This is a genomic window from Pantoea sp. UBA6567, from assembly GCF_002434165.1.
In the GTDB taxonomy this organism is placed as follows: domain Bacteria; phylum Pseudomonadota; class Gammaproteobacteria; order Enterobacterales; family Enterobacteriaceae; genus Pantoea; species Pantoea eucrina.
Genome location: NZ_DJJN01000009.1, coordinates 1 through 12,907, shown reverse-complemented (window position 1 = coordinate 12,907; position 12,907 = coordinate 1). Strand labels below are relative to the sequence as shown.

General features: G+C 54.7%; 9 protein-coding genes. 5 read left to right on the top strand and 4 right to left on the bottom strand.

What is annotated here, in order from left to right; genetic code table 11:
* Positions 1-14: 14 nt before the first annotated feature.
* Complete coding sequence (locus B4M48_RS15480; RefSeq protein WP_039382900.1) at positions 15-1,913, bottom strand: flagellin; 1,899 nt, start codon at positions 1,911-1,913, stop codon at positions 15-17.
* A 900-nt stretch (positions 1,914-2,813) separates the two neighbouring features.
* On the opposite strand from B4M48_RS15480, the gene B4M48_RS15475 reads away from it, so the two are divergent.
* The 4 genes from B4M48_RS15475 (at position 2,814) to B4M48_RS15460 (ending at position 7,743) form a co-directional block, all read left to right on the top strand.
* Positions 2,814-3,794: a glycosyltransferase family 2 protein gene (locus B4M48_RS15475; RefSeq protein WP_039382903.1), complete on the top strand. Its 981-nt coding sequence runs from the start codon at positions 2,814-2,816 to the stop codon at positions 3,792-3,794.
* A gap of 11 nt (positions 3,795-3,805) precedes the next feature.
* On the top strand, positions 3,806-5,113 hold the full coding sequence (locus tag B4M48_RS15470) for a flippase (RefSeq protein ID WP_071668493.1): 1,308 nt from the start codon (positions 3,806-3,808) through the stop codon (positions 5,111-5,113).
* Positions 5,110-6,105, top strand: coding sequence for a glycosyltransferase family 2 protein (locus B4M48_RS15465; protein ID WP_071668494.1), 996 nt, complete (start codon positions 5,110-5,112; stop codon positions 6,103-6,105). Before B4M48_RS15470 ends, B4M48_RS15465 begins: the two co-directional genes overlap by 4 nt.
* A gap of 351 nt (positions 6,106-6,456) precedes the next feature.
* On the top strand, positions 6,457-7,743 hold the full coding sequence (locus tag B4M48_RS15460; RefSeq protein WP_104084608.1) for an HAAAP family serine/threonine permease: 1,287 nt from the start codon (positions 6,457-6,459) through the stop codon (positions 7,741-7,743).
* 41 nt (positions 7,744-7,784) lie between these two features.
* Here B4M48_RS15460 and B4M48_RS15455 read toward each other — a convergent pair whose 3' ends face one another.
* The 3 genes from B4M48_RS15455 to dbpA all read right to left on the bottom strand — a co-directional run bounded on the left by B4M48_RS15455 (position 7,785) and on the right by dbpA (position 12,135).
* Entirely contained in the window at positions 7,785-9,341 is a 1,557-nt protein-coding gene (locus tag B4M48_RS15455) for a methyl-accepting chemotaxis protein (protein WP_039382910.1), read from the bottom strand.
* A gap of 310 nt (positions 9,342-9,651) precedes the next feature.
* Positions 9,652-10,614, bottom strand: coding sequence for a chemotaxis protein (locus B4M48_RS15450; protein WP_039382912.1), 963 nt, complete (start codon positions 10,612-10,614; stop codon positions 9,652-9,654).
* Positions 10,615-10,755: 141 nt separating this feature from the next.
* Entirely contained in the window at positions 10,756-12,135 is a 1,380-nt protein-coding gene (gene dbpA / locus B4M48_RS15445) for an ATP-dependent RNA helicase DbpA (protein WP_288657158.1), read from the bottom strand.
* A 370-nt stretch (positions 12,136-12,505) separates the two neighbouring features.
* Between dbpA and B4M48_RS15440 the strand changes: the two genes are divergently transcribed.
* Entirely contained in the window at positions 12,506-12,703 is a 198-nt protein-coding gene (locus B4M48_RS15440; RefSeq protein WP_039382914.1) for a hypothetical protein, read from the top strand.
* Positions 12,704-12,907: the final 204 nt, after the last annotated feature.

Sequence of the window (12,907 nt, the reverse complement as noted above, 5' to 3'; positions counted from 1 at the left end):
GGGGCGGTTGCTCCTTACCCCTGCAGCAGCTTAAGCACCTGCTGCGGTTCCTGCTGCGCCTTTGCCAGCACGGAGTTACCGGCCTGCTGCAGAATTTGCTGACGCGCCATCGCTGACACTTCCTGCGCATAGTCAGCGTCTTCAATACGCGAGCGGGCTGTTGCGTAATCGGTTGTGCTCTGGCTCTGCAGCCGCTGCGCCGACTCCAGCCGGTTGGCAATCGCACCCAGCTGGCTGCGCCGGCTGTCAATCAGCGCCAGGGCGCGATCCAGCGTTGCCAGCGGATCGTCCGGGTGCTTCAGGCGGATCTCATCGCCCATCTCTGAAACACGCATCGTCGTCAGATTGGTTGAGGCATCAGTGGTTGAAGAGATGCCCGCCTGAAAATAGATCTGAATATCACCGGTGCCCTGCAGCGTTTTCAGCATGATACTGCCGCTGCTGTCGTGGGTCACAAAGGTCGCTGTTTTATCAATGCCGGTATCCGGCGCATCCATATAGTAGTTGCCGTCAGCGTCCAGTCGCAGCACGTCGCTGGCGCTCTGGCCTGAGACGTCGGTATAGCGCAACTCAACGTTTGCCGGGTCCAGCGTGACGTAAGCCGTACCGGTTACGCTATTTACGCTGCTAAAACTGTTGATAGCGCTGCTGCTGACCGCGCTGATAGCCAGCGAGCTGCTGCCGTTCTCGTCAGTATGTGCGGCCACCGCTGCGTTAAAATATTGATAATTACCGCCGCCGTTATCAACTTCCATCACGTACTGTGAACCGCTCTGCAGCAGCCGCGCATTACTCACGCTATTTCCGCTGGCATCCGTAAAGCTGAGCGTGGCGCTGCTGGTATCGATAGCGGGCGTTTGCGTTACAGCAGCCGGTGGCGTAGCAAAATCGGCGCTGCTTTTTGTCGGGGCGCTGGTGACCTGCGCAATAACATTTCCGCTGCTGCCAAAGTCCAGCGTGGCAGCGTGATAGAGACCGCCTTGCTCAACATAATAGCTGCCGTTATCAACGGTCAGATGCGCGGCGGGCGTAGCGGCAAGCGCAGTGCCATCCGATTGCTGAAAATTAACGGCCGGAATAGCACGCGCCGCTATGGTGTTTACGCTGCTGTAGAGCGGGGCGGATGTGGCGCGGCTGATGGCCACCGTTCCGGCGGCGTTAGCGGTGTCCCAGCGGGCGCTTACCGCCGCCAGATAGTATACCGGCTTGCCGTCAGCGCCGGTGCTCTGCACATACTGCCGGTTATCCGCGCTGCTGCGCATCAGCTGCGGCGCACCTGACGAAGGCGTATAGGTCACAGTAATAGCCGGATTGGTGAAATTCATATTGGTGGCAAGGCCGGTCACGCGGTTAACCGGCGTCACTTTGCCGCTGATGCCACCAATCACCAGATCTTTCAATCCCAGCGCGCCGACGCTAAAGCCCGGCGCGGAAAGGTCCAGCATAATCTTTTCACGATCGTTGGCACCAACCTGGAAACCGATTTGTCCGGCGCTGCCGTCGAGCGTTTTGATGCCATTAAACGCAGCCGTGCTGTTCAGACGGTCGATCTCTTTCAGGTTAAGGTTGATCTCTCCCTGAATGGAGTCGGCGTCACTCTGCGAAAGGGTACCGTTCAGTCCCTGTACCGCCAGCTGCCGGATCCGCTGAACGCGATTATTGATCTCATCCAGAGCGCCGGCAGTGGTATTTACCAGCGACAGCCCATCGCCTGCGTTGCGCTGCGCCTGCTGCAAACCGCGCTGCTGACTCTGCATCCGGTTGGCTATCGCCTGGCCTGCCGCATCATCACTTGCGCTATTGATACGCATCCCGGAAGAGAGATTACGTATCGCTGTTCCCAGCGCTGACTGGCTTTTGTTTGTGTTCTGCACCGCGTTGAGGGCAGAAAGGTTGGTTTGCAGGGAAATCATTTACTGGCTCACCGGTTGTTCTGTTGATAGCGTTATCGGCAGAAAGTGATTTTATTTTAACCATTATTTGACCTAAGTCGCTGTAGCGCTGCGGTGCTGTGATTTACAGCGGAATCGCGATCTTTTTTTACTGATATTAATCCTGGTGACCTTTACGCGTTTATCTTATCAGTCAGCGTAATATTCCTTTATTAAAGCTAATCAATCTGCATTTTAATTAACGGCAGGGTCGCTGCGTAAATTCTGTTTTCCTGACCTCCCCATTGACCCTGGCTTGTTCAGCGGAGAGAATGCCGTTTAAAGTTTTGAAACAGATCGCATTTTAAGGGCCTGAAGCCCATTGCAGTATGGCTGCGATAGCCATACTGGATTAACGCCTCCTGCTTCTCACGCGGCGCAACAGACGCAGCGGAATAATAAAAGAGCAGGGCGCACAGCACATATCATTAATGTTGCCACACGTTACGTTAAGGCCGCTGAAAAGTCGGTAAAACGATTTGCGCGACGTCGCGCCGCAGAGTGCGGCAGGTCAGTCGCTGATAACTTATTGATAAAGAATGATATCCAGCTGAAGCTAACGCTAAAGCCGCCACTCTTTGCCCGCCATCCAGCCGGATTGCAGGGTGAAGCGCAGGCAGCTGCGCGTCGTCAGCGGTATGCATTTACAAACGAATAATAAATAGTTCTGGCGTGCAGCGCTGGCGAAATTCTTATTATTACATTGAGTATTCATTTATTTAATTAGCGGAATTCCTTACTGAGGAAACTCCGAAAAAAATCCGGAATACAGTTAAGCCGGACGCAGGAATATGCCATCAGGCACGCGCGTTATCTGAACGGCAATGTTTAACGCCGCTGCGTTCGCCTTATTAATACTGACAAAACGAGTTCTGAGGTCTCATGCAAAATCCCGTAAACGACGTGTTACTGAGCGTCATTGTGCCGGTGTATAACGCGGCTGCTTATCTGGAAAGAAGCATTAATAGTCTGCTGCAGCAGACGGAAATGCGCTTTGAAGCGATTTTTATCAATGATGGCTCAACGGATACGTCGCAGGCCATTCTTGAGCGGTTTGCGCACCATCCGCAGTTTCACATCATTGAACAGTCCAATATGGGCGTCTCTGCGGCACGTAATCAGGGGCTGCGCAGCGCACGCGGTAAATTTATCTGTTTTTTAGACGCTGATGATTTTTTGCCGCACGACGCCTTTGCCACCTGGGCTGGGCTGATGCAGGAAAATATCGGCATGTGTATCGGCGAGTCGCAGCATTTTACGCCTGCCGGTGAGCCGCTGGATCAGCCTGCCAACCGTGACGCATCGCGGCAGATGAGCGCGGCGGCAGCGGTCAACGACGTGCTCTATTTCCATCCCCGTCACGGCATCTGCGACAAGGTATTTCGCGCGGACGTTATCCGGCAGCATCAGCTGCGCTTTAACGAGGAGATCTTCAACTTCGAAGATCTGCTGTTTGTGATGAACTACCTCTATCTGCTGCAGAACCAGCAGGTAATCGTCACCGAACGCGTGGTCTACCACTACGTAAAGTCGGACAACTCCGCCACCCGTTCGGCGCTGCGGGAAAAACACTTCTCCTTTGCGCGTTCGTTTGGCCGGATGAAGGCGTTTATGACCCGGCAGCACCATCGCTATTACTACCATCTCGTGCTCAAGGTCACCTCTTCCTATATCAGCAAAGGGCTCAACAGCCGTGAATTCAGCGGTGCCTTTATTGAAGATTATATCGCGCTGTATCGCCGCAGTTTCCGCGCTTATCTCTCGTCCGGCCCGATGCTGAATCCCTGGAGCCTCTATTTCACCCTCTTTTTTGTCAGCCCGCGCGGCGTTTCACAGCTGCGCCGCCTGGCGCGTAAAGCGTAAGGGGAACCGGAATGAAAGAGAAACTCAGAAACTCAATGTGGATGATCGCTGAAAAGCTGATCGCCGTGTTTGGCCTGATTTTTGTGACCTCTTACGTCGCCAAATATGTCGGCCCGACCACCTTCGGCATTATCTCACTCTCAATGCTGATTTTTCAGTTTTTGCAGAGCATCGCGGTAATGGGCAGCGATGTCATATTGCTGAAGCGCATTGCGCAGAATCACCGTTCGGGTATTCGTCTGATGATGGCTGCCGGCCTGCTGGTGCTGGGCGTCTACAGCGTCCTGGCAATCAGCGGCATGCTGATCATGAAAGCGGAGTGGAGCCCGGATGCGGTGGTCTTTATCTGTGCCGCTGCGCTGGCCTGCCTTTTCTCGGCGCTCGATCTGGTTAACATCTACAACGAGGCGATGCTCAATGCCCGTCTCAATGTGATCGCTAACGTTATCGGGCTGGCGATCAGCCTCTCGGTGCGATTCCTTATCTCCTGGCTGGAGCTGGATCCGCACTATCTGGCGATCCCGATTGTGCTCGCCACCCTTATTCCCTTTGTCATTAAGCTCGCGCTCTTTACGCGCCAGCACCGCCATGAACCGCTGCCGGCGCTGCGTCAGCTGAAGCAATATTCGCGCTATATGGTGGCATCAGGCATGTCGCTGGTTATCTCGGCCATTGCAGTCGGCATCTATACGCGCGTCAACCAGGTAAGCGTCTCTTACTTCCTCGGCGTAAAAGAGGCGGGCATTTTCTCTGTGGCGCTGACGCTCTCCACGGCGTGGGTATTTTTACCGGCCGCGCTGCTGGCGTCGTTTTATCCCGCTTTCTTTGCCGAGCGCAACCGCGAGCGGGCGATCGTTAAAGCGCAGCAGCTGCATCTGCTGGTGATTGGCGTCTCCGCGCTGGTGATTGTGGCGATCTGGCTGCTGTCAGGCTGGTTTATTGGCCATTTTTATGGCGCTGCCTATCTGGATGCGGTAGCCCCGACGCTGTTGCTGAGCGTGGGCGCGATGTGCGGTGTGCTGAGCAGCGTGATGGACCGCTTCATTGTGAAATATAACGGCTACCGCTTCCTGATCAAAAAGACCTTCGCGGTGCTGGTTATCTGCCTGATCTCTTCACTGCTGCTGGTGCCGCATTACGGCCTGACCGGCGCTGCACTGAGCGTGGTGATTACCGAATTCGTCTCCTTCTCCCTGCTTAATTATTTTTTCACCGCGCAACCCGTGGCGCGGATCCACCAGGTTTTTTTCAACCCCAGGAAGCTATGGCAGTTATTTAGCAATTACAAAACCTCAGACAGCAAAGAGAGTTTATCATGAATGACAATCCGCTCTTCAGTATCATCATTCCCGTTTATAACTCACAAAATACCATCCGGCGCACGCTGCTGAGCGTTTTGAACCAGACGTTCAGCAGTTATGAAGTGGTGGTGGTTAACGACGGCAGCCGCGATAACAGCGCGCAGATTCTGTCTGAGTTTGCCTGTTATCCGCAGATAACCGTGCTGGAGCAGATCAACGCCGGCGTCAGCGCTGCGCGCAATACCGGGCTGTTAAAGGCGCGCGGCGACTACGTGCTCTTCCTGGACGCCGACGACTGGGTTGATGACAATTTCCTGATGAGTTTTAAGCAGAATCTCAACGCCTGGCCGGCTGAAACCGTAGACCTGATGGTTGGCCACCTGAATGACGATCGCATTGGCAAGGTTTCGCAGGCGGGCTTTTTCAGCCAGCACGATATCCCTTATGTGCTGGGCGAACTGGAGATCAGCGACAACATCGGCTATCTGCATAATAAATGCTACCGCCGGGAGATTATTGAATCCCTGAATCTGCGTTTTCTTGAGGGGATCTCAATGAGTGAAGATCTGCTGTTTAACCTGAAATATTTCAGCTGCATCAGCAACTTTCTGATTACGCCTAACGCGGCCTATCACTATGAGGATACCAGCGGCTCGCTCTCCAAGCAGAAGGTACAGTACAGTGAATTAAAGGTGCGTAAGCAGTCGCTGACCGCGCTGTATGACACCATCGTCGATAAATATCAGGCCAGCGAGCTAGATCACTTCCTGAAAGGGATCTCAAAGCGCGTGCTGGCGCTGGATATGCAGATTGTCACTGCCATGTACCACGCTTCCTTTTCACCGGCAGATATCGCAACAGAAATAGAACAGATAAAGCGCGGAAAATACTCGAAAGGTATCTTCACGCTGCTGAATAAAAATGAAAAACTGAAGTACATGATTATGAATCTGAACTCACTCACAGCGTACTATTTCCTCTATGCGTTATACAGAATGCGCGCATTCTGATCCCTGACCCTCCCGGCGTTGCCCTCCGATCTCTGTCTCTGGCAGAAGAGGGCAGCAGCCGGGAGAGACCGCTGCTTTTACTCACCGGTTACTACCTTCACTTGCACAATTTTTGTGACTCAGGTCAAATAACGTCAGGCAATCGATTGCGCGCCGGTTTTGTGCATTTTTAAAGCATAAATTTACCAGCCTGCGCATTTTTGCTGCTTTTGTGACGCGTATCTTGCGTTGTGACCCCCGCACGGTGACAAAAACGTATAGCATGAGCGCGGTTAAACGGCAGCCCGCAGCGGCTGACCGTGAACAGAGAGCCGGAGACCGGCTGCAATAATGATGAATCTGGAGAGAGTGATGAACAACTCACAAACCAGCACGCTGGCAACCGCCAGAGCGGCCAGGGGCTGGAGCAAGAGTGACACGGTGTGGATGCTGGGTCTGTATGGTACGGCGATTGGTGCCGGAGTGCTGTTTCTGCCGATTAACGCCGGCGCGGGCGGGCTGCTGCCGCTGCTGATCATGGCCGTACTGGCGTTCCCGATGACCTTCTATGCGCACCGCGCGCTGACGCGTTTCGTCCTCTCGGGTAAAAATCCGGGCGAAGATATCACTGACGTGGTGGAAGAGCACTTTGGCAGCGGGGCGGGTAAAATCATCACGCTGCTCTACTTTTTTGCTATCTATCCCATTCTGCTGATGTACAGCGTGGCCATCACCAATACCGTAGACAGTTTTATTGTGCATCAGCTTGGCCTGGTGTCGCCGCCGCGCGCGCTGCTGTCGCTGCTGCTGATCAGCGGGATGATGGTTATCGTGCGCTTTGGCGAGCAGATGATCGTGAAGGCGATGAGTATTCTGGTCTTTCCGTTTGTTGCCGTCCTGATGCTGCTGGCCGCCTGGCTGGTTCCGCACTGGCACGGTGCCGCGCTGCAGACGCTGTCGTTTAGCGAGGCAACGGGCAGCGGCAATCTGTGGATGACGCTGTGGCTGGCCATTCCGGTGATGGTTTTTTCATTTAACCATTCGCCGATTATCTCGTCTTTTGCCGTCGCAAAACGCGACGAATATGGCGCCGGTGCGGAAAAACGCTGCTCGCGCATACTGGCCAGCGCGCATCTGATGATGGTGGTCACGGTGATGTTTTTTGTGTTCAGCTGCGTGCTGAGCCTGTCGCCAGCCGATCTGCAGGCGGCCAAAGCGCAGAACATTACCATTCTTTCTTATCTGGCTAACCATTTTCAGGTGCCGATGATCGCCTGGCTGGGTCCGATTGTCGCGATGGTGGCGATCACGAAATCGTTCCTGGGTCACTACCTGGGGGCGCGCGAAGGCTTTAACGGCATCGTCACCAAATCGCTGCGCAGCCGGGGTAAAGCGATCGCGCCGCAGAAGCTGAACCGGCTGACCACGCTGTTTATGCTGCTGACCACCTGGCTGGTGGCCACGCTGAACCCCAGTATTCTTGGCATGATTGAAACGCTGGGCGGGCCGGTTATCGCGGCAATCCTGTTTTTGATGCCGATGTATGCGATTCAGAAAGTGCCGGCAATGCGCCAGTACAGCGGGAAAATCAGCAACCTCTTTGTGGTGATTATCGGAGTGCTGGCGATCTCTTCTGTCGCCTGGTCGCTGTTCAACTGACCGCAGCCGGGTCGCCGTCACCGGCGGCCCGGCCGTGGGCATTACGCCAGCGCGGTTTTAAACACGCTCATCGACTGCGCCAGCCGATCGGCCTGCTCCTGCAGCGCCTGCGAGGCGGCAGATGCTTCCTGCACCAGCGAGGCATTCTGCTGCGTCACCGCTTCCATCTGCGTAATAGCCTGATTAATCTCACCAATGCCGCTGCTCTGTTCGCTGCTGGCAATGGTAATTTCGCTCATAATCTCAGCCACGCTCTGCACGCTGCTGACGACTTCACTTATGGTAGATCCGGCGTGCGTCACCAGGCGGCTGCCTTCATCAACTTTGGTCACGGAATCTTCAATCAGGACTTTAATCTCTTTAGCGGCAGAGGCGGAGCGCTGGGCCAGGTTACGCACTTCCGATGCCACCACGGCAAAGCCGCGTCCCTGTTCGCCGGCACGCGCTGCCTCAACGGCGGCGTTAAGCGACAGAATATTGGTCTGGAAAGCGATAGAGTCGATGACGCTGATAATATCGACAATCTTCTTCGAGGAGTAAGTAATCGCCTCCATTTTATCGATAACCTGCTCCATCACCACGCCACCCTCTTTAGCCACCTCAGAGGTTTTTGAGACCAGCGAGTTTGCTTCGCGCGCGTTATCGGCGTTGTGCTTCACGGTCGCGGTCATCTGCTCCATCGCGGAAGCGGTCTCTTCCAGCGAGCTCGCCTGCTGCTCGGTGCGCGAAGAGAGATCGATATTGCCGCTGGAGATCTGATTAGAGGCGACGGCGATGGTATCGGAGCCGGCGCGCACGTTAGAGACGATGGTCATCAGATTGTCGTTCATGGTCTGCAGCGCCTGCATCAGCACGCCGGTTTCATCTTTACTGCGGACCGTTATGCGCGAGCTGAGATCGCCGGCGGCAACTTTGCTGGCGACGGCGACAGCTTCATTAAGCGGACGCACGATGGAACGGGTCAGCAGCAGGCCCAGCAGCACGGCAGCCGCGATGGCGATAGCCGTAAAAATAACGGAAACCTGAATCGCCGTGGTGCCATCTTTGATGATGCCTACTCCCTCCTGATGCAGCTGGCTGGCCTGAGAGTCGGCAAAAGCGGCCGCGCTGAGCAAAAAGGTGTTTTGCGTCTGGGTAATCTTCTTCAGCACGTAGTTGCTGGCTTCATCTGTCTTGCCGTCCCGCACCAGCGCCAGCACATCATTTTTTTGCTGTTCAAACAGTTTGCTGGCGGCAAGTAATCCGGCAATTTTCTTTTTACCTACCGGCGTAACCTGAATGGCCTCAATTTTTTTCATCGCGCTGTTGGTCTGCGCCGTCGCATCCGCAAGCTGAGCAAAGCGTTTAACGTTATTTTCCGGTCGGGTGGTATCAATCACGATACCGCGCAGATATTTTATCTGGTCATTCACGCCATCGCGCACGTCGAAGCCGAGGCGAACCTTAACAAAACGATCTTCTACAATGGAGGTAATGCCGGTTTTAATATTGCTGATTTTCAGCCACGACGTAACGCCCACCACCATTAACAGGGCCACTACCAGGCTAAAGGCGATGCCCAGGCGTACCCCGACTTTCATATTCTTGATGCTCAACATTGGTTCTCCCTGTTTGCCAGAAATCAGACAGTAATAGGATGCGTCAGCAAATGATTAATTTGCTGCGAAAGACTGTTTTTAAAAGAAAAATGGAAATCTGTCTGCGCAGGTTATCCCTGAAAACGCCAGCGCAGGCGCAACAGTTATCGGTAACTAATATATTTACTTTAATTTTTGCGCGCGGTAGCGAAGATCGGTTAGCAGTACTAAATGATGGTAAATAAGCGGTACTGTTTCAGGGCGGAAGGAATAGCCGCAATAAAAAAGGCGCGATAGTCGCGCCTTAAATGGAAGGGGGAACAGGGCGGATTTAGCGCTGTTTTTCCAGCACGCTGAAAATGGCACTGGAGAGCTCATTGATCTCGAATTTTGCCACATAACCATCGGCGCCCACTTTACGCACGTGATCTTCATTGGCGCTGCCGGAAAGCGAAGAGTGGATGACGACCGGTATATGGCGCAGTGTGTCATCACGCTTGATATTACGCGTCAGCGTGAAGCCATCCATCTCCGGCATCTCCAGATCGGTCAGAACCAGGGCGATTTTATCGTGAATCGATTCGCCGCTGGCCTGCGCTTCTTTCTTCATTTCGTTGATTTTTATCCACGCTTCCAGGCCGGTATTGTGCATCAGGGCCGGAATACCCATGCTTTTCAGTCCCTGTTCGAGCAGCTGGCGGGCCACTTTAGAATCTTCCGCCACGATAGCGACTGCGCCCGGCTTCAGGTTAAAGTTTTTCGCGGTCTTAGCGTCAGGCTCAACGCCGCGCACCGAAGGAATAATGTCATAGAGGATCTGCTCTACGTCGAGTACCAGCGCCAGATTGTTGCTTTCGCCATCGCTGTCAAGACAGGCGATACTGGTGATATTGCGGCTGCTGATCCCCGCTTCTGCGGTATGCACCTGACTCCAGTCGAGACGCACAATATTCTCTACCGACTCCACCGCGAACGCCTGAGTACTGCGCGCATATTCAGTAACCAGCAGCAGATTCAGACCGGTTTCCGGCTTGCAGCCGGTTACGGCCGGCAGATCGATAACCGGAATAAACTGCCCCCGGATACTGGCCATACCCAGCAGCGGCGAGTTCATACCGGCCGCGCGCGTAATCGCCGGCATCGGCACAATTTCGCGCAGCTTGAACACGTTGATGCCATACAGCTCAGATTTGCCTTTCAGCCGATCGGAACCCAGCCGAAACAGCAGCAGTTCAAATTTGTTGGACAGCGCCAGGTTTGCGCGTTCGTCGATCTCTTTCTGAAAATTATCCATCATGGCCTCGGGACAGAATCTGGGCGGAGCAGGGAGAGGGCGGAAGTGCCATGATTAACTTATCGGCAGGGCGCGCGAAAAATGAAGGGAGAAGGGGAAGATTTAGCGCAAGGGCGCGATCGCCCTCACGCTATGGCCATACTATTTCAGGAGAATCGCGCGTACGCTTTTCCCTTTGATTTTGCCCTCTTTGAGCCTGATCAGCGCTTTTTTCGCCTGCGCTGCCGCAATAGCGACATAGGCGTGCGACGGTGTCAGGTCAATTTTACCGATCTGATCGGCGCTGAAGCCCGCTTCGCCTGTCAGCGCGCCCAGGATATCACCCGGACGGATTTTTGCTTTGCGTCCGCCATCAATACAGAGTGTCATCATGGCCGCAGGAAGCGCCTGTGCCGCTCTGCCTTTTAAGGTAGCGGCCGCTACCCAGTTAAGTTTCTGCTGCAGGTAATCCTCCAGCGCATGGGCGCGAGCCATGCCGTCAGGTGCCACAAAGCTCACCGCGAGCCCTTTTTCACCCGCTCGCCCGGTGCGACCAATGCGGTGCAGGTGCACTTCCGGATCCCACGCCAGCTCAAGGTTGACTACCAGCGCCAGCGATTTGATATCCAGACCGCGTGCGGCTACGTCGGTCGCAATCAGGACGCGGCTGCTGCCGTTAGCAAAGCGGATCAGCACGCGCTCACGATCGCGCTGTTCCAGATCGCCATGCAGCGCCAGCGCGCTGATATCGCGATCGTTCAGCGCAGCGGCAATATCATCGCACTCGCGTTTGGTGTTGCAGAACACCACGCAGGAGGCGGGCTGGTGCTGACTCAGCAGGGCGCACAGCAGGTTAACGCGCTCGCCTGCGCTCGCTTCGATAAACTGCTGCTCAATCGCAGGCAGCTCCGCTTCGGTTTCCGTTGCAACCGCCAGCGCGTCGCGCTGAAAGCGCTGGCTCAGGCTGGCAATGGTGTCAGGCCAGGTGGCGGAGAAAAGTAGCGTCTGCCGTGCCGCGGACGTGAAGCCAATAATCGCTTCCATATCGTCGCGGAAACCCATCTCCAGCATGCGGTCGGCTTCGTCGAGCACCAGCGTCTGCAGCTGGCTGAGATCGAGATTGTCGCGCTTAAGGTGATCCAGCAGTCGGCCTGGCGTGCCGACGACGATGTGCGGGGCATGCACCAGCGAATCGCGCTGTGCGCTCATCGGCTGGCCGCCACACAGCGTGAGAATTTTAATATTGCGCGTAAAACGTGCCAGCTGACGCAGCACATTGCTGACCTGTTCAGCCAGTTCACGCGTCGGGCAGAGCACCAGCGCCTGGGTATGAAACTGGCTGTTGTCGATACGATTAAGCAGGCCGATACCGAACGCAGCGGTTTTGCCGCTGCCGGTCTTCGCCTGCGCACGCACATCGCGGCCGGCAAGTATGGCGGGAAGCGACGCTGCCTGGATAGGCGTCATCGCATCAAAGCCCATATCGCGCAGGTTGTCGAGCTGGCTGGCGGGCAGTTGCGTCAGGGTTGAAAAAGCAGTCACAAAGATGTCTCAGATAGGAGGGAAGATAACGCGGCCAGTCTGGCAGAAAGCCACGCGGGCAGCAACGGTAATTCGCCTGATGCATACGGCCGGAGAGAGAACAAAAGCCTGTCCCGCATCAGGGGGCTTATTGTTGCAAAGTTTTAATAAGTTATTATCCGTAACGATCCTTTGGCGTATAAAAATCACTCAGCAAATAAGGAGATTAACGCTTTTAGTGCGTTTTTCAGCGGCAATTTAAGATAAATTTCCCCCGGGTCAGGCTTATATATTACGCAGCATAAGGAAATTCTTATTAAAAACCCTTGTTGTTCTGATCTATATTGAGCGCGCCATTTGGCGAACGAATTTACTTCAGAGGTCAATTTCATTGAGTCATAGTCTCCAGGGACATAGCGAAGACATTCTGAAAATCGTCGGCCGCGCCGTATTAACGCTGCACCTTCATGGAGAAGCTTTATCCTCTGATAAAGTCAGCTCAATGATCGCCTGTTATGCGGAAGAAGAGCCAGTCAGTGACGATGATCATCAGCGCCTCTACGCGCTGGCCATTCAGATGTTGTCGTAAAACGCTATGCAGCGGCGGGTGTCGCCGGTTAGTAAGACAAAAGCCTCCAGCCGGAGGCTTTTTTGTTTTTGGGCTGGGTGTTTAGCAGCGCGGGGCACTGAGAGGGTTCCGCCCGTCAGGGCAGGGCTGAGCGCGGCACCGGAGGGGTTCCGCCCGCCAGGCTTCTGGCAGTTTCAGCGGCATTTCCGCACGCGGACGGGCTAA

Bases quoted from the DNA above. Each gene is read 5' to 3' on its own strand.
- B4M48_RS15480 (WP_039382900.1), bottom strand. From the start codon at position 1,913: ATGATTTCCCTGCAAACCAACCTTTCTGCCCTCAACGCGGTGCAGAAC.
- B4M48_RS15455 (WP_039382910.1), bottom strand. From the start codon at position 9,341: ATGTTGAGCATCAAGAATATGAAAGTCGGGGTACGCCTGGGCATCGCC.
- B4M48_RS15470 (WP_071668493.1), top strand. From the start codon at position 3,806: ATGAAAGAGAAACTCAGAAACTCAATGTGGATGATCGCTGAAAAGCTG.
- B4M48_RS15475 (WP_039382903.1), top strand. From the start codon at position 2,814: ATGCAAAATCCCGTAAACGACGTGTTACTGAGCGTCATTGTGCCGGTG.
- B4M48_RS15460 (WP_104084608.1), top strand. From the start codon at position 6,457: ATGAACAACTCACAAACCAGCACGCTGGCAACCGCCAGAGCGGCCAGG.
- B4M48_RS15450 (WP_039382912.1), bottom strand. From the start codon at position 10,614: ATGGATAATTTTCAGAAAGAGATCGACGAACGCGCAAACCTGGCGCTG.
- B4M48_RS15465 (WP_071668494.1), top strand. From the start codon at position 5,110: ATGAATGACAATCCGCTCTTCAGTATCATCATTCCCGTTTATAACTCA.